General features: G+C 68.4%; 16 protein-coding genes. 12 read left to right on the plus strand and 4 right to left on the minus strand.

The features are described 5' to 3' along the window. The first annotated feature begins 2 nt into the window (after nt 1-2). A complete protein-coding gene (locus AB0I51_RS03020) occupies nt 3-287 on the plus strand; it encodes a DUF4190 domain-containing protein (protein ID WP_362970759.1) in 285 nt (94 codons plus the stop codon). A 25-nt stretch (nt 288-312) separates the two neighbouring features. Here the strand turns inward: AB0I51_RS03020 and AB0I51_RS03025 are convergent, their stop codons facing one another. Together AB0I51_RS03025 and aceE are read right to left on the minus strand one after the other, a co-directional pair. Next, complete coding sequence (locus AB0I51_RS03025) at nt 313-1,074, minus strand: potassium channel family protein (protein ID WP_362970761.1); 762 nt, start codon at nt 1,072-1,074, stop codon at nt 313-315. A 109-nt stretch (nt 1,075-1,183) separates the two neighbouring features. Next, nucleotides 1,184-3,931, minus strand: coding sequence for a pyruvate dehydrogenase (acetyl-transferring), homodimeric type (gene aceE, locus AB0I51_RS03030; RefSeq protein ID WP_362970763.1), 2,748 nt, complete (start codon nt 3,929-3,931; stop codon nt 1,184-1,186). A gap of 362 nt (nt 3,932-4,293) precedes the next feature. Between aceE and AB0I51_RS03035 the strand changes: the two genes are divergently transcribed. The 7 genes from AB0I51_RS03035 (at nt 4,294) to AB0I51_RS03065 (ending at nt 9,156) form a co-directional block, all read left to right on the plus strand. Beyond that, a complete protein-coding gene (locus AB0I51_RS03035; protein ID WP_019067106.1) occupies nt 4,294-4,731 on the plus strand; it encodes a DUF3052 domain-containing protein in 438 nt (145 codons plus the stop codon). A 141-nt stretch (nt 4,732-4,872) separates the two neighbouring features. Next, nucleotides 4,873-5,331: a peroxiredoxin gene (locus AB0I51_RS03040; protein ID WP_200713458.1), complete on the plus strand. Its 459-nt coding sequence runs from the start codon at nt 4,873-4,875 to the stop codon at nt 5,329-5,331. Nucleotides 5,332-5,444: 113 nt separating this feature from the next. Then, nucleotides 5,445-6,020 (plus strand): TerD family protein, encoded by a 576-nt coding sequence (locus AB0I51_RS03045; RefSeq protein ID WP_019060360.1) that lies wholly within the window; start codon nt 5,445-5,447, stop codon nt 6,018-6,020. A gap of 112 nt (nt 6,021-6,132) precedes the next feature. Continuing rightward, complete coding sequence (locus AB0I51_RS03050; RefSeq protein WP_019067108.1) at nt 6,133-6,708, plus strand: TerD family protein; 576 nt, start codon at nt 6,133-6,135, stop codon at nt 6,706-6,708. Nucleotides 6,709-6,828: 120 nt separating this feature from the next. Continuing rightward, nucleotides 6,829-7,017: a hypothetical protein gene (locus AB0I51_RS03055; RefSeq protein WP_362970766.1), complete on the plus strand. Its 189-nt coding sequence runs from the start codon at nt 6,829-6,831 to the stop codon at nt 7,015-7,017. Between the two features lie 149 nt (nt 7,018-7,166). Next, nucleotides 7,167-8,312: a DUF475 domain-containing protein gene (locus AB0I51_RS03060; RefSeq protein WP_362970768.1), complete on the plus strand. Its 1,146-nt coding sequence runs from the start codon at nt 7,167-7,169 to the stop codon at nt 8,310-8,312. 109 nt (nt 8,313-8,421) lie between these two features. After that, nucleotides 8,422-9,156 carry a Tellurium resistance gene (locus AB0I51_RS03065; RefSeq protein ID WP_362971139.1) on the plus strand — a complete coding sequence of 245 codons (735 nt, stop codon included), beginning with the start codon at nt 8,422-8,424 and terminating at the stop codon, nt 9,154-9,156. A 71-nt stretch (nt 9,157-9,227) separates the two neighbouring features. Here AB0I51_RS03065 and AB0I51_RS03070 read toward each other — a convergent pair whose 3' ends face one another. Further along, nucleotides 9,228-10,019, minus strand: a complete 792-nt coding sequence (locus tag AB0I51_RS03070) for a TerD family protein (protein ID WP_362970770.1) — start codon at nt 10,017-10,019, stop codon at nt 9,228-9,230. Between the two features lie 175 nt (nt 10,020-10,194). Between AB0I51_RS03070 and AB0I51_RS03075 the strand changes: the two genes are divergently transcribed. From AB0I51_RS03075 to AB0I51_RS03085, 3 genes are read left to right on the plus strand one after another with little or no spacing between them, the layout of a single operon-like run. Further along, the gene (locus tag AB0I51_RS03075; RefSeq protein WP_362970772.1) at nt 10,195-11,361 is read left to right on the plus strand and encodes an HpcH/HpaI aldolase/citrate lyase family protein; all 1,167 of its coding nucleotides are present in this window, start codon (nt 10,195-10,197) and stop codon (nt 11,359-11,361) included. A 14-nt stretch (nt 11,362-11,375) separates the two neighbouring features. After that, complete coding sequence (locus AB0I51_RS03080) at nt 11,376-13,919, plus strand: phosphoribosyltransferase (RefSeq protein WP_362970774.1); 2,544 nt, start codon at nt 11,376-11,378, stop codon at nt 13,917-13,919. Continuing rightward, entirely contained in the window at nt 13,919-14,734 is an 816-nt protein-coding gene (locus AB0I51_RS03085) for an HAD family hydrolase (protein ID WP_362970776.1), read from the plus strand. Before AB0I51_RS03080 ends, AB0I51_RS03085 begins: the two co-directional genes overlap by 1 nt. A gap of 88 nt (nt 14,735-14,822) precedes the next feature. Here the strand turns inward: AB0I51_RS03085 and AB0I51_RS03090 are convergent, their stop codons facing one another. After that, nucleotides 14,823-15,035: a zinc ribbon domain-containing protein gene (locus AB0I51_RS03090; RefSeq protein ID WP_362970778.1), complete on the minus strand. Its 213-nt coding sequence runs from the start codon at nt 15,033-15,035 to the stop codon at nt 14,823-14,825. 898 nt (nt 15,036-15,933) lie between these two features. On the opposite strand from AB0I51_RS03090, the gene AB0I51_RS03095 reads away from it, so the two are divergent. Beyond that, entirely contained in the window at nt 15,934-21,645 is a 5,712-nt protein-coding gene (locus AB0I51_RS03095) for an RHS repeat-associated core domain-containing protein (protein ID WP_362970780.1), read from the plus strand. Nucleotide 21,646: the final 1 nt, after the last annotated feature.

The raw sequence follows: 21,646 nt of genomic DNA on the forward strand, positions 1-21,646 counted from the left end.
CGATGACATTCGGCAACGGAACGCGCAGGACCCCCCGCTCACGTGGCCGTATGGGGTCAGGGACCGGGCAGGACCGCGCGACCCTCGCCATCGTCGGGCTGGTCTGCGCGATCGCGGGCTTCTTCCTGGCGGGGAACCTGGGCATCGTCCTCGGCCCGATCGCGGTGGTCTGCGGCTGGCTGGCCATGGGCCGCAGGTGGGCGGGCTCGCGCCGGGCGATGGCCCTGGTGGCCCTGGTCCTGGGCGCGATAGACACGGTGGCGGCGATCCTGTGGACGTTCTTCTGAGCCGGAGCCGTAGCCGGATCTTCGGCTAACGGGACAGCTCGTCCCCGACCGGCTGGGCGACCCCCGCCCCCGACAGGGCCGCCACCTCCGCCCGCAGCGCCCGCACCTCCGCCGTCAGCGCCTCGATGGCCTCGGTCTGCCGGCGCTCCTCCACGTCGTCCTTCTCGAACCGGGCGATGAACCAGGTGGCGATGTTCGCGGTGACGACACCGAGCAGCGCGATCCCGGACAGCATCAGCCCGACGGCGATCATCCGCCCCAGCCCCGTGGTCGGCGCGTGATCCCCGTACCCCACCGTCGTCATGGTCGTGAACGACCACCACACGGCGTCACCCAGCGTCCGGATGTTCCCGTTGGGCGAGTCCCGCTCCACGGACAGCACCGCGAGCGAGCCGAACATCAGCAGCCCGACCACCGCGCCGGCGACATACGTCGCCAGCTGGATCTGCGAGGCCATCCGGGCCCGCCGCCCCACGAGTATGAGCGTCGACACCATCCGCAGCAGCCGCAGCGGCTGGAGTATCGGCAGCACGACCGCGCACAGGTCCATCCAGTGCGTCCGCACGAACCGCCGCCGGTCCCGGGACATCGCGAGCCGCATCAGGTAGTCGGCGGCGAACGCCGCCCACACCACCCACTCGACCGCCGTGCACACCGCCGTCAGCGAATGACCGGCGGTGGTGTCCACGATCGGCACGGCATAGGCCACGGCAAACGCAACGGCGAGCGCCAGCAACGGCCGCTGAGTCCGCTGCTCCCAACGGGCTTGCGCCGATTGTTGCTTCATGCCCGCATGTTAGGTGGAGGAGAGACGGCTTATGGGCGCCCCGAAGGGGCCGCCCTCCAGGGGCGCGGGGAACTGCGCCACCAGCCCCCACGCACCCGCAGGCAAAAAACTACGCGTCCCCTCCAGCCACACCCGGATCGGCCGAAGCAACGTCCAGCAACTGGTACCGATCGATCGCCTGCTTCAACACAGACCGATCGACCTTCCCCTCCCGGGCCAACTCCGTCAGCACAGCCACCACGATCGACTCGGCGTCGATGTGGAAGAACCGCCGAGCAGCGCCCCGAGTGTCGGCGAACCCGAACCCGTCGGCCCCCAGGGACTGGTACGTCCCCGGCACCCACCGAGCGATCTGGTCAGGAACCGACCGCATCCAGTCGGAAACCGCCACGAACGGCCCCTCCGCCCCGCTCAACTTCCGCGTGACATAAGGAACCTGCTGCTCCTCCTCGGGATGCAGCAGGTTGTGCCGCTCCACCTCGACCGCCTCGCGCCGCAGCTCGTTCCAGGAGGTCGCCGACCAGACGTCGGCCCGTACGTTCCAGTCCTCGGCGAGAATCCGCTGCGCCTCGACAGCCCAAGGCACTGCCACACCCGACGCCATGATCTGCGCCGGAACCGTGCCCGAGGCGCCCTGGCTGATCCGGTGGACGCCCTTGAGGATGCCCTCCACGTCGACGTCCGCCGGCTCGGCCGGGTGCTGGATCGGCTCGTTGTAGACGGTGAGGTAGTAGAAGACGTCCTCCCCGTGCGGGTGTTCCGCGTCCGAGCCGTACATCCGCCGCAGCCCGTCCTGCACGATGTACGCGATCTCGTACGAGTACGCCGGGTCGTAGGCGACACAGCCAGGGTTGCTGGAGGCCAGCAACTGCGAGTGTCCGTCCGCGTGTTGCAGACCCTCACCGGTCAGAGTCGTACGCCCGGCGGTCGCGCCCAGTACGAAACCGCGCGCCAGCTGGTCGGCCATCTGCCAGAACTGGTCACCGGTGCGCTGGAAACCGAACATCGAGTAGAAGACGTAGACCGGGATGAGCGGCTCGCCGTGCGTGGCGTACGCCGAACCCGCCGCGATCAGCGACGCGGTACAGCCCGCCTCCGAGATGCCGTCGTGCAGCATCTGACCGGTCGGCGACTCCTTGTACGCGAGCAGCAGATCGCGGTCCACCGACTCGTACTGCTGGCCCAGCGGGTTGTAGATCTTCGCGCTCGGGAAGAAGGAGTCCATGCCGAACGTGCGGTACTCGTCCGGCGCGATCAGCACGAACCGCTTGCCGATCTCCTTGTCCCGCATGAGGTCCTTGAGCAGCCGTACGAACGCCATGGTGGTGGCGATCGACTGCTGACCGGAACCCTTCTTCACGCTCGCGTACGTCTTGTCCTCGGGCAGCGCCAGCGGCTTCGAGCGGACGACACGGGTCGGGACGTAGCCGCCCAGCGCCTTGCGCCGGTCGTGCATGTACTGGATCTCCTCCGAGTTCCGGCCCGGGTGGTAGTACGGCGGCGCGCCGGACTCCAGCTCCTGGTCGGTGATCGGGAGGTGCAGCCGGTCGCGGAAGCCCTTGAGGTCGGCGACCGTCAGCTTCTTCATCTGGTGCGTGGCGTTGCGGCCCTCGAAGTTGGGGCCGAGCGTCCAGCCCTTGACCGTCTGGGCGAGCACGACGGTCGGCTGGCCCTTGTGCTCCTTGGCCGCCTCGAAGGCGGCGAACACCTTGCGGTGGTCGTGGCCGCCGCGCCCCAGGTGCAGGATCTGGTCGTCGGTCATGTTCTCGACCATCGCGCGCAGCCGGTGGTCGTGCCCGAAGAAGTGCTCGCGGATGTACGCGCCGGTCTCCGTGGCGTACGTCTGGAACTGGCCGTCCGGCGTGGTGTTGAGCTGGTTGACCAGCACACCGTCGCGGTCCTGGGCGAGCAGCGGGTCCCAGGTGCGGTCCCAGACCAGCTTGATGACGTTCCAGCCGGCGCCCCGGAACTGCGACTCCAGCTCCTGGATGATCTTGCCGTTGCCGCGCACCGGGCCGTCGAGCCGCTGGAGGTTGCAGTTGACGACGAAGGTCAGGTTGTCCAGGCCCTCGCGGGCGGCGATCGACAGCTGGCCGAGCGACTCCGGCTCGTCCATCTCGCCGTCACCGAGGAACGCCCACACGTGTGACCTGGAGGTGTCCGCGATCCCGCGCGCCTCCATGTAGCGGTTCATCCGGGCCTGGAAGATCGCACCGAGCGGGCCGAGGCCCATCGACACGGTCGGGAACTCCCAGAAGTCCGGCATCGACCGCGGGTGCGGGTACGAGGACAGCCCGTACGGCGCCTTCGACTTCTCCTGGCGGAAGGCGTCCAGCTGCTGCTCGCTGAGCCGGTCCAGGAGGAACGCGCGGGCGTAGATGCCCGGCGAGGCGTGGCCCTGGAAGAAGATCTGGTCGCCGCCGTCGCCCTGGTCCTTGCCCCGGAAGAAGTGGTTGAAGCCCACGTCGTAGAGCGAGGCGGAGGAGGCGAAGGTGGCGATGTGGCCGCCGACCCCGATACCGGGACGCTGGGCCCTGGACACCATCACGGCCGCGTTCCAGCGGGTGGCGTTCAGGATCCTGCGCTCGATCTCCTCGTTGCCGGGGAAGAACGGCTCGTCCTTGGTGGCGATGGTGTTGACGTAGTCCGTGCTGCGCATCTCGGGCACGGCCACGCGCTTCTCGCGGGCCCGCTCGATCAGCCGGAGCATCAGATAGCGGGCCCGCTCACGGCCGCGCTGGTCCACGGCGGCGTCGAGCGAGTCGAGCCACTCCTGGGTCTCTTCGGGATCGAAGTCAGGAACCTGACTCGGAAGGCCGCCAATGATGATCGGATTGCGATCGGATCCGGAAGCCACGCTGTTCCTTACCTGTCAGAGGGAGCTGGGTGAGGGGGCTGCACCGTTCCCCATGGTCTACCGCGGGGCGGCAATCGTCATCTCTACCGTGAGGTAACCGTGACTCGTTTAGCAAAGTCATTCGAGTCGCGTACCCTCGGAGGGTTCTCAAACGTGCAAACCGGGCAGAACGCTGTGGTGTACGTCACCGGCAGCCGCGATAGCGTGCCTGGAGTTGCGGCGACACGGCCAGGATCGTCACCGTTTCGGCGTTCCGAATCGCCGGGTACTTGCGCGATCCGGCCCGTCCGTGTGGACTACGGCCAATGCTTCGCGCACGCGCGATGCTGGACATTCATCAAGACATGATCAGGAGGCAACCCGTGAGCGCGACCGCGGACCACGCGGAGGAGCGGACGAACCCTGCCGCAAGGCTGGGGTTCCAGCCCGAGCAGGTGGTCCAGGAGATCGGCTACGACGACGACGTAGACCAGGAACTCCGCGAGGCCATTGAAGAAGTCATCGGCAGCGACCTGGTGGACGAGGACTACGACGACGTCGCCGATGCCGTGGTGCTGTGGTTCCGCGACGAGGACGGCGACCTGACCGACGTGCTGGTGGACGCCATCTCGTACGTCGAGGAGGGCGGCTCCATCCTGCTGTTGACGCCGAAGACCGGCCGGGACGGCTACGTCGAGCCGAGCGACATCTCGGAAGCCGCCACGACCGCGGGCCTTTCCGCCGCCAAGAGTGTCAGCGTGGGCAAGGACTGGAGTGGCAGCCGGCTGGTGACGCCCAAGGCGGCCAAGTCCAAGAGGTAGTCCACAGAGGTACCTCGATCGTCGAACCCCGGACGGGCCGGCCACGCCGGCCCGTCCGTCCGCATGCCGTGATCGCTGCGTAGGGTGGTGGGCCCAGGGTGGTCTCACCCGAACAGCCCCACTGAAGGGATGCAGGACGAGATGGCGATCCAGGTCGGCGACAAGGCCCCCGATTTCGAGCTCAAGGACAACCACGGCGCCACCGTGAAGCTCTCCGACTTCCGCGGCGACAAGAACGTGGTGCTGCTCTTCTACCCCTTCGCCTTCACCGGTGTCTGCACCGGCGAACTGTGCTCCCTGCGCGACAACCTCCCGCAGTTCACCGACCGCGACACCCAACTCCTCGCGGTCTCCAACGACTCCATCCACACCCTGCGCGTCTTCGCCGAGCAGGAGGGTCTGGAGTACCCGCTGCTCTCCGACTTCTGGCCGCACGGCAACACTTCGCGCGCGTACGGCGTCTTCGACGAGGACAAGGGGTGCGCGCTGCGCGGCACCTTCATCATCGACAAGGAGGGTGTCGTGCGCTGGACGGTCGTCAACGGTCTCCCGGACGCGCGGGACCTGGGCGAGTACGTGAAGGCGCTCGACACCCTGTGATTGTTAGGTTCCAGGGCCTGCGAGGGTCGGGAACCCGTCACTAGGATCGAGACGTTGATCCGATACCGACGCACTACGGGGCATCCCCGCCCCTGGACACCAATGGAGGACTCGTGGGAGTCAGCCTCAGCAAGGGCGGCAACGTTTCACTGACCAAGGAGGCCCCGGGCCTGACCGCGGTCATCGTCGGTCTGGGGTGGGACGTCCGCACCACCACCGGTACCGACTTCGACCTCGACGCCAGCGCACTGCTGCTGAACAGCGCGGGCAAGGTCGCGAGCGACGCCAACTTCGTCTTCTTCAACAACCTCAAGAGCCCCGACGGCTCCGTCGAGCACACCGGTGACAACACCACCGGTGAGGGCGAGGGCGACGACGAGGCGATCAAGGTCAACCTGGCGGCGGTCCCGGCAGACGTCGACAAGATCACCTTCCCGGTCTCGATCTACGACGCCGAGAACCGCCAGCAGTCCTTCGGTCAGGTCCGCAACGCGTTCATCCGCGTGGTGAACCAGGCCGGCGGCGCCGAGATCGCCCGCTACGACCTCTCCGAGGACGCCTCGACCGAGACGGCCATGGTCTTCGGCGAGCTGTACCGCAACGGCGCGGAGTGGAAGTTCCGCGCCATCGGTCAGGGCTATGCCTCGGGCCTGCGCGGTATCGCCCAGGACTTCGGCGTCAACGTCTGACGTCCCCGGGCTTCACCCCGGGCGCCGCACGGTTCGCGTGCGGCGCCCGGGGGTCCCCTCCGGGGGACCGCAGGACACCACACACAGCATCGCCTCGGGGAGGACCAGCACTATGGGCGTCACACTCGCCAAGGGGGGCAACGTCTCCCTGTCCAAGGCCGCACCGAACCTCACGAACGTACTGATCGGGCTCGGCTGGGACGCGCGTTCCACCACCGGAGCCGACTTCGACCTCGACGCCAGCGCGCTGCTGTGCAACGGCGGCCGGGTGCTCGGGGACGAGTGGTTCATCTTCTACAACCAGCTCAAGAGCCCCGACGGCTCGGTGGAGCACACCGGCGACAACCTCACCGGTGAGGGCGAGGGCGACGACGAGTCGATCCTGGTCGACCTCTCCAAGGTCCCGGCCAACGTCGACAAGGTCGTCTTCCCGGTCTCCATCCACGACGCCGACAACCGCGGCCAGACCTTCGGCCAGGTCAGCAACGCCTTCATCCGGGTCGTCAACCAGGCCGACGGCCAGGAGCTCGCCCGCTACGACCTCTCCGAGGACGCCTCCACCGAGACCGCCATGATCTTCGGCGAGCTCTACCGCTACCAGGGCGAGTGGAAGTTCAGGGCGGTCGGCCAGGGGTACGCGTCCGGTCTGCGGGGCATCGCCCTGGACTTCGGGGTCAACGTTTCGTAAGGGGCCACGCACGCAGGGTGGCCCGGCGTCGACGAGAGAGAGCCACCTGCTGCGCCTGGTAACGAGGCAGGTGGCTCTCTGGGAGCTCGCCGCCCTCGGAAGGACGGGAGTCCGTTCATTGTGCCCAGCGAATCGCAGCAGCCGCCCCCACAACAGCCCACCCAGCTGATCAACGCCTTCATGTACTGCGCCGCCCTGATCGCCGGTGTCGTCCTGGTCGTGGCCGGCCGTGCCACGCCCGTCGAAGCGTCCGGCTACGTCTCCCCGTTCCTCGTGATCTTCGAAGGAGTGAAGCCGCGTTCGCGTTGACGGGCCCCGAGACCTGCGGGTTTGCGGCTGGGACGGGCCACATGCCCCGAACGGCGCAGTCTCCCCTAGACTCTGTCCGCAACGTCAAATTTTAAGTAAAGCCGAGTGCGGCGCGGGGGAGACCCGTACACACAGGGATTGGGTAGCCAGTGCTTCTGAAAACCTTCGGCTGGTCGTTCGCGGTCACCGCGCTCGGCCTGGTCGCGGCGGCGTTCTACGGGGGGTGGGAAGCCTTCGGAATCGTGGCGATCCTGGCCGTCCTGGAGATCTCGCTGTCCTTCGACAACGCGGTGGTCAACGCCGGGATCCTGAAGAAGATGTCCGCCTTCTGGCAGAAGATCTTCCTCACGGTCGGCGTCCTGATCGCCGTCTTCGGCATGCGGCTGGTGTTCCCCGTCGTGATCGTCGCCGTCACCGCGAAGATCGGCCCGATCGACGCGGTCGACCTCGCGCTCAACAACAAGGACCACTACCAGCAGCTGGTCACCGACGCCCACCCGGCGATCGCGGCCTTCGGCGGCATGTTCCTGCTGATGATCTTCCTCGACTTCATCTTCGAGGACCGGGACATCCAGTGGCTGCGCTGGATCGAGCGCCCGCTCGCCAAGCTCGGCAAGGTCGACATGCTGTCGGTCTGCATCGCGCTGATCGTCCTGCTGATCACGTCCTTCACCTTCGCGGCCCACGCCCACCAGCACGGTGGCGCGCACGCCGACAAGGCACAGACGGTCCTCATCGCCGGTATCTCCGGTCTGATCACGTACATGATCGTCGGCGGACTCTCCGGCTACTTCGAGGACAAGCTCGAAGAGGAGGAGGAGCGGGAGCACGAGGCGGAGGAAGAGGCCGCGCGCACCGGCAAGCAGCGCTCGGCGGTGGTCCTCGCCGGCCAGGCCGCGTTCTTCATGTTCCTGTACCTCGAAGTCCTGGACGCGTCGTTCTCCTTCGACGGCGTGATCGGCGCCTTCGCGATCACCAACGACATCGTGCTCATGGCGCTGGGTCTCGGCATCGGGGCGATGTACGTCCGCTCGCTGACGGTCTACCTGGTCCGCCAGGGCACGTTGGACGACTACGTCTACCTGGAGCACGGCGCGCACTACGCGATCGGCGCTCTGGCCGTGATCCTCATGGTCACCATCCAGTACCAGATCAACGAGGTCATCACCGGCCTGGTCGGCGTCATTCTGATCGGCTGGTCGTTCTGGTCGTCGGTGCGCCGCAACAACGCGATCGCGGAAGCCGAGGGAAAAGCCGGCTCGGACGAGAGGACTGAGGTCTCGTCCGGGGTGTGACAAGCTCCCTGGTAAGGGAACGCTCTGTTCGGGGCGGCAGACAGAGGACATGCCCTCGGTCCGCCGCCCCGACAGCTTTGTCGTGAGTGATGTGGACGTGGGGGCGGGAATGGGCTTCTTCGACGGGATCTGGCGGCGTGAGGCCGACTTCGACTCGGGCAGCGCGGCCAGCAACGCGATCGAACTGACCAAACGGCACCATCAGGTCTCGCTCAAGAAGCAGGGCGCGGACTCCGGCAACCTGCGCGTCAACCTCACCTGGCGGATGCGGACCTCGGACGTCGGCGGCCCCCAGCGGGACAGCCTGCTGCGGCACCCCTTCAAGGCGCTGAAGCCGCCGGAGGTCATGGGCCACAGCCAGAGCATGGTCAACGTCGACCTCGACCTGGGCTGCCTCTACGAGCTGATGGACGGCACCAAGGGCGTCGTCCAGCCCTTGGGCGGCCTCCTCGGCGACGTCAACTCGCCTCCGTACGTCAAGCTCAGCGGCGACGACCGCTTCGGCTCCGCGTCCGGCGAGACGATGTACGTCAACCTCGACCACCGCGACCAGATCAAGCGCCTCCTGGTCTTCGTCTACATCTACGACCAGACCCCGGCCTTCGACCGCACCCACGCGATCGTCACCCTCTACCCCAGCAACGGCCCCCGCATCGAGATAGGCCTCGACGAACGTCACCCCCAGGCCCGCTCCTGCGCGGTAGTGATGATCGAGAACGTCAAGGGCGAGCTGGTCGTCCGCCGCGAGGTGAAGTTCGTCTACGGCTTCCAGGCGGAACTGGACCGCTTGTACGGGTGGGGACTGCAGTGGGGGCGGGGCTACAAAACCAAGGTCGAGCGCTAGGTCTTCAGGGGCGCGGGGAACTGCGCGACAAGCCCCCACCGGCCGCACGCAAAAAAACTACGCACGCACCCTCAAATGAACTGCGGCCCCTGCGGAGGCAACCGAAAATCCGGATCCACCGCACTCGCCGCAGGCACCGGCTGCGGATACCCATACGTCCCGGCACCCGCAGGAGCCGTCTGCGGATACCCGTACGCAGGCTGAGTCACCGGCTCCTGCGCCGGCGGATACCCGTACCCGGACTGCACCGGAACCGCCGGAGGCACCTGCACCGGAACCGCCGGAGGCAACGGCTGCGAAACCTCAGGAGCACCGGCCTCCGACTCGTCGACCGTGATGCCGAAGTCCATGGCCAGCCCGCGCAGCCCGTTCGAATACCCCTCGCCGAGCGCCCGGAACTTCCACCCCTCGCCCCGCCGGTACAGCTCTCCGCAGATCAGCGCGGTCTCCTCGCCGGTCTCCGGCTTGATGTCGAAATACAGCAGCGGATCGCCCTCGGCGACGGCCGCGTCGTACAGCATGATGCGCAGACCCTGTACGCGGTCGAAGGTCTTGTCCTCCGCCGATGCAACGACCAGAATCCGGCTGACTTCGGGCTCGACACCGGCCAGATCTGTCTGGATCGTGTCGGTGGGGCCCTCGGTGACGCGCTTCTTGCCGAGCCACCAGACCTTCCCGGAGGGGTGCCGGGGCTGGTTGTAGAAGACGAAGTCCTCGTCGGAACGCACCTGACCGGCGGGGCCGAGGAGCAGCGCCGAAGCATCCACGTCCGGGACTTCCGGCCCGGGCGTCCAGCGCAGCACGGCACGTACCGTGGTGGCCTCCAGCGGGATGTTCGACCCCTTCAGCATCGCGTGCGTCATGCGGTCATCCTGCCCTCTCGGTCCTGGTCACGACAACGTGGGGTGCGGACTCCGACACGGCCGAGTTACCTGAAGTTCATGCCCGGTGGGAACCCCTGACATGGGTTTGTACGTACTATTACCGGCCACCTATCGAAAACACTCACGGTTCACATCGTCACCACGGGGGAGCTTTATGCGTCATTTCGGGCACATTGCCCCTGAGGTACGGCAGCGTCTCTTCTTCCAGGAGCCGTGCGAGTTCGACGCGGACTCCCCGGCCCGGCTGCTCGCCGCCGCTCTCGGCGCCACGCTCTACAGCCCGGCCACCCGGCCCCGGCTCGCCGACGACATCGTCAAGCTGGCCGGACGCGGTGTCGTGTCGATGGTGCTGTGCCTGGAGGACTCGATCGGCGACGAGGACGTCCCGGCCGCCGAGGAGAACCTGGTCCGGCAGTTCACCGAGCTGGCCGCCCGCCCCGGCGCGGAACTCCCGCTGCTGTTCGTCCGGGTTCGCGTGCCCGAACAGATCCCTGACCTGGTACGGCGCATGGGCCCGGCCGTCAGACTCCTCTCCGGCTTCGTGATGCCGAAGTTCACCGAGGAACGCGGCGTGCCCTTCCTGGAGGCGCTGTCCGACGCCGAGACGGAGAGCGGCCGGCGCCTCTTCGGCATGCCGGTCCTGGAGTCGCCCGAGCTGCTCTACCGCGAGTCGCGCGTGGAGACCCTGGAGGGCATCTCCCGCGCGGTCGACAAGTACCGCGACCGTGTCCTCGCCCTGCGCCTGGGCGTCACCGACTTCTGCTCCTCCTACGGCCTGCGCAGGGCCTCCGACATGACGGCCTACGACGTCCAGATCGTCGCCTCCGTGATCGCCGACGTGGTGAACATGCTGGGGCGCGCCGACGGCACCGGCTTCACGGTGACCGGCCCGGTGTGGGAGTACTTCCGGGTCCAGGAACGCATGTTCAAGCCGCAGCTGCGCCGCAGCCCCTTCCTGGAGGGGCAGGCCGAGGAGCTGCGCGAGGCGCTGATCGAGCACGCCATGGACGGGCTGCTGCGGGAGATCGCCCTCGACCAGGCCAACGGGCTGATGGGCAAGACCTGCATCCACCCCTCGCACGTGCTGCCCGTGCACGCGCTGTCCGTGGTCAGCCACGAGGAGTTCTGCGACGCACAGGACATCCTGCGGCCGGAGCGGGGCGGCGGGGGCGTGCTGCGCTCGGCGTACACGAACAAGATGAACGAGGTGAAGCCGCACCGCGCCTGGGCCGAGCGGACCATGCTGCGCGCCGAGATCTTCGGCGTCGCACGCGAGGACGTCGGCTTCGTGGAGCTGCTCGCCGCCGGAATCCCCGGCTGAATCGCAAGGGACGCATGAACAAGGCAGTGAACAACGGGGTCTGGTCCGGCAGTTGGGTCGCGGAGCGGCTCGGCGTCGAACTCCTCGGCGACCCCGAACTGACCGACCTCCTGGGTCTGGCCCTCCGCCGCAACCCCAAAAGGGCCCACCTCCTCGTCTCGAACGTGCTCGGCAAACACGTCCCGCAGTCCCCGTCGATCGTCTACGGCTACGGCTTCACCCTGGGCCACCGCGTACGCGACCTCCTGGGCCCCGGGGAGTCCCGCCGAGCGGTGGTCCTCGGCTACGCGGAAACCGCGACGGGCCTGGGCCACGCGGTGGCCGACGGCATCGCCGTCGCCCCCTACCTCCACTCCACCCGCCGCCCGGTCCCCGGCGTGGCCACGGCAGGCGGCTTCGAGGAGTCCCACTCCCACGCGACCTCCCACCTCCTGCTGCCGGAGAACCCCGCGCTGCTGGCCGGCGAGGGCCCCCTGGTCCTGGTGGACGACGAGTTCTCCACCGGCAACACGGTCCTCAACACGATCCGCGACCTGCACGAGCGGTACCCGCGAGACCGGTACGTGGTGGTGGCCCTGGTCGACATGCGGTCGGCGGCGGACGCGGGGCGGTTGGACGAGTTCGCGGCGGAGATAGGCGCGAGGGTGGACCTGGTGGCAGCGGCTTCGGGCACGGTTCGCCTGCCGGCGGGGGTGCTGGAAAAGGGGCAGGAGTTGGTGGCGCGGTACGAGGCAGGGGGTGCCGGGACAGGTGATTCGTCGTCTGCGGCGCCGTCTCGGCTGACCGCGCAGTTCCCCGCGCCCCCAAAGACCCACCTGGACGCCGACTCCCCGGGGGCGAGGGGAACTGCGCGACCGGCCACAACAGGCTGGCACCCGGCCGACAACCGCACCCGCCGAGTCGATCTCCGCTGGCCCCGAAACCTCCCGGACGGCGGAAGGCACGGCTTCACCCCCGCCCACCGAATACGACTGGAGGCGGCCCTCCCCGCCATGGCCGCCCGCCTCGCGGAGGCACTGCCGGAAGAAGCCAACCGCGTACACATCCTCGGCTTCGAAGAGCTGATGTACGCCCCCCTCAGACTCGCCCGCGAGCTGGAGCAGATAGTCGGCGCCGACGTCGCCTACTCCACGACCACCCGTTCCCCCGTCCTCGCGGTCGACGACCCCGGCTACGCGATCCGCACCCGCCTCACCTTCCCCGCCCACGACACCCCCGCCGACGGCCCCGGCGACCGCTACGCCTACAACATCGCCGGCGCCGGCTTCGACGCGGTCGTCGCGGTCGTCGACTCCCGCGGGGACACTCCCGAACTGCACGGCCTGCTGGCCGAGTTGGCCGCACACACCCCGCACGTCGTCCTCGCGGTGGTTCCCTCGTACGTCCCCGAAAGGCCCCCCATGCTGCCCGAGCCCCTCCGCGGCCCCGCCTTCTCCTCGTACGCGCCGGAAGAGGTCGGCTGGCTGCTGCAGGATCTCTCGGACGTGACGCTGGAGGCGCCGACCGAGGAGCGGGAAGAAGCGATCCAGAGCGGCGGGGCGCACTACGCGGAGTCGCTGCCGGTGGAGTACCAGCCGAGCGAGCAGTACCAGGAGCTGTTCCACTCCGCACTGGACGAGGCCGCCGGACGCATCGCGCTGGCCGTGGGGGCGGTCACCGAACTGGTCCTCGCCGAGCGCTCGCCGCACCCCGTGCTCGTCTCCCTCGCCCGCGCCGGCACCCCCGTCGGCGTCCTGATGCGCCGCTGGGCCCAGTACCGGCACGGTCTCGACCTGCCGCACTACGCCGTGTCGATCGTGCGCGGCCGAGGTATCGACGCCAACGCGCTGCGCTATCTCGCCGCCCACCACGACCCCGCCGACGTCGTGTTCGTCGACGGCTGGACCGGCAAGGGCGCCATCACCCGCGAACTCGCCGACGCGATCAGGGAGTTCGAGGAGTCCGACGGCATCACCGGCTTCGACCCGGAGATCGCGGTACTGGCCGACCCCGGCTCGTGCGTGAAGACGTACGGCACCCGCGAGGACTTCCTCATCCCCTCCGCCTGCCTCAACTCGACCGTGTCGGGGCTCATTTCACGCACGGTGCTGCGCTCCGACCTCGTCGGCCCACACGACTTCCACGGCGCGAAGTTCTACCGCGAACTCGCCGGCGCGGACGTCTCGGTGGAGTTCCTGGACGCAGTGGCCGCCCGCTTCCCGGACGTCACGGACGCCGTGGCGACCCTCGCCAAGGAGCTGCTGGCCGCCGACCGCACCCCGACCTGGGAGGGCTGGACGGCGGTCGAGCGGATCAGTGAGGAGTACGGCATCCACGACGTGAACCTCGTCAAGCCCGGCGTCGGCGAGACCACCCGGGTGCTGCTGCGCCGGGTGCCCTGGAAGATCCTCGCGCGGGCCGGTGCCGGTGCCGACCTCGACCACGTCAGGCTGCTCGCCGAGCAGAGAGGCGTGCCCGTCGAGGAGGTGGCCGAACTTCCGTACACCTGCGTGGGGTTGATCCACCCCAAGTACACGCGCGGTGCGACCGGGGCCGACGGCAGGGCGGTGGCGGTCTGATGCCGGTACTCGTCGCGAGCGACCTCGACCGCACGCTCATCTACTCCTCGGCCGCCCTCGCCCTGACCATGCCGGACGCGCGGGCGCCCCGGCTGCTCTGCGTAGAGGTGCACGAGAGCAGGCCGCTGTCCTTCATGACGGAGACGGCGGCCGGACTCCTCACCGAGCTCGGCGGACTCGGCGCCGACGCGGCCGTGTTCGTGCCGACCACCACCCGCACCCGCAAGCAGTACCAGCGCATCAGCCTGCCCGGCCCGGCACCGACGTACGCGATCTGCGCCAACGGCGGCCACCTCCTCGTGGACGGCGCGACCGACGAGGACTGGCACGCCGGGGTGCAGGCGAAGCTCGCCGCCGAGTGCGCGCCGCTGGAGGAGGTCCGCCAGTACCTGGCCGACTCCGCCGACCCGGCCTGGGTACGCAAGCACCGCGTCGCCGAGGACCTCTTCGCCTACCTCGTGGTCGAGCGCGAGCTGCTCCCCGAGGAGTGGGTGAAGGAACTCGCGGTGTGGGCGGAGAACCGCGGCTGGACGGTCTCCCTCCAGGGCCGCAAGATCTACGCCGTACCGAAGCCCCTCACCAAGAGCGCGGCCGTGCGAGAGGTGGCCCACCGCACAGGCGCAGACCTGACCCTCGCGGCCGGCGACTCCCTACTGGACGCCGACCTCCTCCTGGCAGCGGACAAGGGCTGGCGCCCCGGCCACGGAGAACTGGCGGACGAGGCCTGGACGGCCCCCAACATCACGGCCCTCCCGGAGCGGGGCGTCCTGGCAGGCGAGCGGATCCTCCAGGAGTTCCTCAGGGCAACGCCTTGAGGGGCGCGGGGCTGCATCGATGTGCGGCTCCGCCGCGTGGGCGCGACCAGCCACAACGCACCCGCACCCGACAGCGCACAGGGGCTCCCTAGCTGCAGCAGCCCCCGCCACAACAACCGCCCCCTCCGCCCGCCGCGGGCGAGGGGGCGGACGACGTACCGCCCACCGCCACAGCCGACAGCAACTTCACCGTGTCGTCATGCCCCGCAGGGCAGTCCGCCGGCGCGGACGACTCCGCCATCGGCCGGCTGACTTCGAACGTGGATCCACAGGTGCGGCAGCGGTACTCGTAGCGAGGCATGAGGACAGGCTAACGGGCGTGATGGACACGGTGTGCGGCAGCTGTCGCCAGGACGCCGGGCGTGGGCGATCCGTCAAGCGGCCAGGGCCCGTAGCGCCGGGGCATCCAGGCCACGGGATGTTCTGACGCATCCTCACCACCGCTTCAAGGGGGCATCTTTGCCCAGCCATGACCTGATGGCGATCCTCCCTTGGTTGTGGGCGTGCATTTTTTGACCCCGTGCAGCCAAATGCTTTGGATTCAATTTCCACCCGGGTGCGCATATGGGCTCGGCGATCATTTTCCGTCGTCATTGCTCGGCTTTGGCGGCCTGATCTGTGTCTAGACTGTGAAGATCGCGGCTGATACTTCTTGTGTGATTTTGGGCGCTACCTGTGCCCTGACGCATCAGAGGAGTCCCGTGAGAACCAGTCGCATAGGCAATTTCCGGAGAAGACCCAACGGCAGACTTTTACCCATCTCGCCTCGGCAGGCGGCAACGGCAACGACGCTGGCGCTGCTACTCGTCACCGAAGCGGCCGTAACGCTCTCGACCACTGGACAAGCCTTCGCCGTCTCCGCTCACAAGACGCGCACCACCTCGGTGGTGAAGTCCCGCCCCGCCTCTGCCGGGCCGCTCTCGGCTCCTGACGCGGCGTCGGCATTCGCCACGGCCCGACTGCGTAAACGCAAGGTCGAGATTCTCGACCAGCTCACCGCCAAAACCACCACTTGGGCAAATCCGAATGGCACGGTGACCACCCGGTCATATGCGGCGCCGATCCGTTTCAAGCGCGCCGGGAAATGGGTTGATGTCGATACAACTCTGCATTTGAATTCCGATGGTGCGGTGGCGCCCAAGGCCCAGCCGAATGGCCTGGTTCTCGCGCCCGGTGGCAAGAATGCGGTGCTTGCCGACATGGGATCGGGCAAGCATCGGGTAGCGGTTGGCTGGAAGGGTACGCTTCCCAAGCCGTCCCTCAAGGGCACCACCGCCACCTACGCGAACGTCACCCCGGGCGCGGATGTGACCGTACAGGCGACCCGGACCGGCTTCGAGGAGAACGTGATCCTCAAGTCGCGCCCCGAGGCCGGTTACTCGGTGACCATTCCCGTCTCCGCGAAGGGGCTGACGGCCAAGCAGCGCAAGAACGGCTCGATCACCTTCACCGATGCCCACCACGAGGTCGTGGGCACCATACCGGCGCCGGTGATGTGGGACGCGCAGGTCGACGTCAGATCCCTGGAGCACCCGCACCGTGCCCGGGTGAGGATGACGATGTCCCAGGCCGGTGACACGGTGAATCTCACCCTGACCCCGGACGTGAAGTTCCTGGCCGACCCGAACACGCAGTACCCGGTCACGGTGGACCCCTCCACGAGTCTCTCTCCCCTGCTGGACACGTTCGTGGAGAACACCGACACGGCCCCCGAGTACACGTCCACCGACCTGAAAGTGGGCACCTACGACAGCGGTACGGACATCGCCCGCTCGTTCCTGGAGTTCCCGGTCCTCCCGCTCGACAACACGCAGATCCTGTCCTCGTCGCTGAACCTGTACGAGTACTGGGCCGGTGGCTGCGTCCAGTCGCCGTGGGAACTGTGGGAGTCCGGAGAGTCCTCCACGGACACGGTCTGGTCGAACCAGCCGGTCTGGAAGGCGAAGTACGCCACGACCTCCCAGACCAAGGGCTACTCCAGCGACTGCGCCACCTCCAGCGCGGAGGGCTGGGTCTCCATCGACCCCTCGACCTTCCTCCAGTACGCCGGTGACAACGGCTACGACGTCGCCTACCTGGGCCTGAGGGCGTCCGACGAGACGGACAGCAACAGCTGGAAGCGTTTCTACTCCGCCAACGCCTCCGCCAACGTGCCCTACCTGTCGGCGACCTACAACTCGTACCCGATGCCGTCCGCCCCCACCGTGGCGCCCGGTGTCTCCTCGGTCTCCGGCTCCACCACGACTCTCTACACCAACACGACCACCCCGCAGCTCCAGTCGACCGTCACCGACGCCGACGGCGGCAACGTCATGACCCAGTGGAACGTCTACGACACCACCGGTGGCGCCAACACCAAGGTCATCTCCAACCTCAACGGCAGCTGGACCGCCTCCGGAGGCATCTCCAGCGCCTCCGTCCCGTCCGGAACACTGGTGAACGGCCACACCTACACCGCGTGGCCCTACGGGTACGACGGTTCCCTGTGGTCGCGTCAGACCGTCCCCAACGGACTCGTCTTCACGATCGACACCACCAAGCCCGGCGCGTCGACGGTCGCCTCCACGGACTACCCCTCCGGCGGCTGGGCCAAGGGCGCCGGACAGAGCGGCGCGTTCACCATCACCCCGCCCTCCGGCGGCACGGACACATCCGGCGTCGTCTGGCAGCTCGACTCCGGGGCCCAGAACTCCGTGGCGACCACCGGCAGCGCGGTGAGCATCAGCGTCACCCCGGCCGCGGACGGCCCACACACCCTGACCGTGTCCACCCGCGACAACGCCGGCAACCTGTCCGCGTCCACGGTCTACAGCTTCAACGCGGGCAACGGCGCCGTCACCTCGCCCACCGACGGCACCAGGACCGCGCGGCGTGTCACGCTGACCGCCGCCGCCGCGTCGTCGACGTGGCAGTCGGTGAAGTTCCAGTACCGGCGATCCGCGACGGACAGCTGGACGACCGTCCCGGTCGCCGACGTGACGTCCGGCGGCAACGCGGTGAGCAGCTGGCCGGTGGCCGTCACCAGCGGTGCCAACTCCCCGCTCGTCTGGGACGTTTCCAGCACCTTGGGCGACGACGGCTCGGTCCAGGTCCGTGCCGAGTTCACGGACACTTCCTCGGCGAGCCACGACACCTCCGCCGTCACCGCCACCCTGGACCGCGCGGCCACCCAGACCGCCAGCGCCGCGGTCGGACCGGGCACGCTCAACCTGTCGACCGGCAACTACACCCTGTCCGGCCCGGCGACCACCGTCCTCGGACTGTCGGTCGGCCAGACACTCGATTCCCGCAGCCCCCAGGCGACCCCGCCGGCCGGTCAGACCGCGCCCTTCGGGCCCGGCTGGCAACTGGCGGGCGCCTCCGCGACGGCGCTGACGGACTTCACCGAGATCCGTCCGGTGACCTCCACCGCCGTGCAACTCGTCGGGGCGGCCGGCACTCAGGTCTCGTTCACCAAGACCAGCAGCGGATGGACTCCGGAGCCCGGCGCCGAGGCGTACACGCTCAGCTACAGCAGCTCCGCGGACACCTACACGCTGACCGACACCTCGGGAACGACGACCGTCTTCGCCAAGTCCGCCACCACGGCGGGAGTGTGGGCCGTCGCCTCGACGAGCCCGCCGGGCAGCGGCACCACGGTGCGCTACCGCTTCGACTCCGTGACCAGCGGCAGCACCACCACGATGCGCCTGACCCGGATGGCCGCTCCGGTGTCCGCGATCTCCGACACCAACGCGTCCTGCCTCACCCCGACGACGCCGGCCGTGGGCTGCCGGGTCCTGCAACTGAGCTATGCCACCGCGACCACCGCGACGGGCACGACCAGCGGTACCTTCGGCGACTACGCCGGCCAGGTCGGCATGATCAGCATGTGGGCCACCGACCCGGCCACGGGCACGGAGACGTCCAAGGTCGTCGCCCAGTACGCGTACGACTCCACCGGCGCCCTCCGCCAGGAGTGGAACCCGCAGATCACGCCCAACCTCGTGACCGCGTACACCTACACCTCGGCCGGCCGGGTGGCCACCCTCACGCCTCCGGGCCAGCTCCCCTGGACGTTCACCTACGGCACCGCCGGCACCAACGGCGACACCAACGCGGGACGTCTGCTGAGCGTCTCCCGTCCGACCCTCACCCCGGGCTCCGCGTCGACGACCAACGGCACGGCGACCACCACCGTCGTCTACGACGTGCCCCGCACCACCGCGGCGGGCGGCCCCTACGCGATGGGCGCTTCGGACGTGGCCTCGCTGGCTCAGGCCGATGCGCCGACCGACGCCACGGCGATCTTCCCTCCCGATCAGGTTCCCGCCTCCAACACCGGGTCCGGGAACCTCACCTCCGGCTCCTACACCCGCGCCGACATCCACTACCTGGATGTCAACGGGCGTGAGACCAACACCGCCACTCCCGGTGGGCACATCACCACCACCGACTACGACGCTCTCGGGAACGCCGCTCGCCAACTCAGCGCCGCCAACCGCGAACTTGCCCTGGCCGCGGGCACCAACACCGAGCTCAACGTGCTCGGACTGGCGGCGATGACCACCGCGCAGCGTGCCAACCTGCTGTCCACGGTGACCATCCGCGACAGCAGCGGTCAGTTCCTGACCGACATGTACGGCCCCCTGCACCAGGTCACTCTGGAGCACGCGTTGGCCGCCTCGGGTTCCAGCGCCGCCCGCGCGGCCGGCTCCGTCGTCGCGGCCCGGACACACGTCCACAACACCTACGACGAAGGCCGTCCCACCGACGGCTCCGCGAACGCGTCCGGCCTGGTGACCACGGCCGTCACCGGCAGCACCGTCTCGGGCTACGCGACGGACGCGGACACGCGCACCACCAGGACCACCTACGACTGGACGCTGGGACAGGCGACCAGGACCACGGTCGACCCGTCGGGCCTGGCGATCACCACCGCGACGGGGTACAACTCCGCCGGCAGGGTGATCTCCAACTCCCAGCCGTCGTCCACCGGTTCCGACGCCGGCACCACCACGACCACCTACTACACCGCCACCGGAAGCAGTCCCTGCGGAGGCCACCCTGAGTGGGCCGACCTCGTCTGCCAGACCGCTCCCGCCGGCGTCATCACCGGTGGTGGCTCCAACCCGAGCCAGCGGACCACCACGACGACCACGTACAACCTGTACGGCTCGCCGAGCACGGTGACCCAGACCGCCAACGGTGTCACCCGTACCACGACCAGCACCTACGACGCGGCGGGCCGCAAGAGCACGGTCGCGGTCTCCGGCGGCGTCGGCCAGGCCGTGCAGACGACGACCACGGCATACAACGCGAGCAACGGTCAGCAGTCCAAGGTCTCGACGCCGGACGGCACCTCGAACACCTGGAGTTACGACCAACTCGGCCGTGGGATGTCGTCGACCGACGCGGACGGGAACACCGTCGCGATCCAGTACGACGCACTGGACCGCCCCACGCAGACCACCGACACGGCACCGTCGACCACCACCTACACCTACGACACCAGCAAGGACCCGCGCGGTGTGCCGACGACGCAGACCGACTCCAACGCCGGGGCCTTCGGCGCCACTTATGACGCCGACGGCAACCTGACCACGGAGTCCCTGCCGGGCTCGATCACCCTCAAGGTCACCACGGACGAGACCGGACAGGCCACCTCCCGGGTCTACACCGACGCGAACGGGAACGTGCTGCTCTCCGACCAGGCGGGCTACTCCGGAAGCGGGCTGGAGGTCAGCCGGGCCCAGTCCACCACCGGAGGCCTCGGCGTCAACAACACGTACGCCTACGACGCCGCGAGTCGCCTCTCGGACGTCAGCCAGACCGTTCTCACCACCAGCGCGACCAGTACCTGCACCACGCGGCACTACGCCTTCGACAAGGACTCCGACCGCACGGGTCTGACCACGGCCGTCGGCGCCGCCAAGGCGGCCTGCCCCAGCAGTGGCGGAACCACGGTCAGCCACAGCTACGACAGCGCCGACCGTCTGGTCGACAGCGGCTACACCTACGACGCCCTCGGCCGCACGACCGCCGAGCCGAGTGGGACGACGACCGCGTACTACGCCAACGACCTGGCCTACCAGCAGACCTCCGGCACCAGCCGCGTCACCTGGCAGCTGGACCCCGCAGGTCGCATCCGGTCCTACACGTCGGAGACCAATACGTCCGGCAGCTGGACCCAGAGCGCGGCCCGCACCAACCACTACGACGGAACCTCGGACTCGCCCGCCTGGATTCGTGAGAGCACGAGCGCCTACACGCGCAACATCAACGACATGGCCGGAGACCTCAGCGCCGTCTACTCCTCAGCGACGGGGCACTTCCAGCTGCAACTCACCAATCTGCACGGCGACATCAACATGGTGCTGCCCATCAACGACAGCACCACCCCGGTCCTGGTGATGGCGGCCGACGAGTACGGCAACCCGCTCGCCGGTACCAGCACCTCGCGTTACGGCTGGCTGGGCGGCAAGCAGCGCTCCAGCGAGACGCCCACCGGGGACATCCTCATGGGCGCCCGCCTCTACGCACCGACCACAGGACGGTTCCTTTCCACCGACCCGGTCTTCGGAGGCAGTGCCAACGCCTACGACTATGCGAGCCAGGATCCGGTCAACGCCCTTGACCTGAACGGCTTGTTCAAGATCTACAAGAACAAGCCGTACATCGCGGTGGTCCTGAACAAGGCCGACCAGCGTGCGATCGCACAGGGCGCGGTCTGGGGCATCGCCGGAGGGGTGGCATCCAGAACCGGGCTCTTCGGCGCCATCATCGCGGGCATCGTCGCGGGCGTCCTCAGCTCGTACATCGGTGACAACTGGTCGCCCCGGCAGAAGGTGTTCATCTTCAAGTACGGCACTCACCGGAAGTGGGGCATTTCCTGGCCCTACATCTTCCTCGCCTACTACGGATACTGGTGAG

It is taken from the genome of Streptomyces sp. NPDC050549 (assembly GCF_040655035.1).
GTDB lineage: Bacteria > Actinomycetota > Actinomycetes > Streptomycetales > Streptomycetaceae > Streptomyces.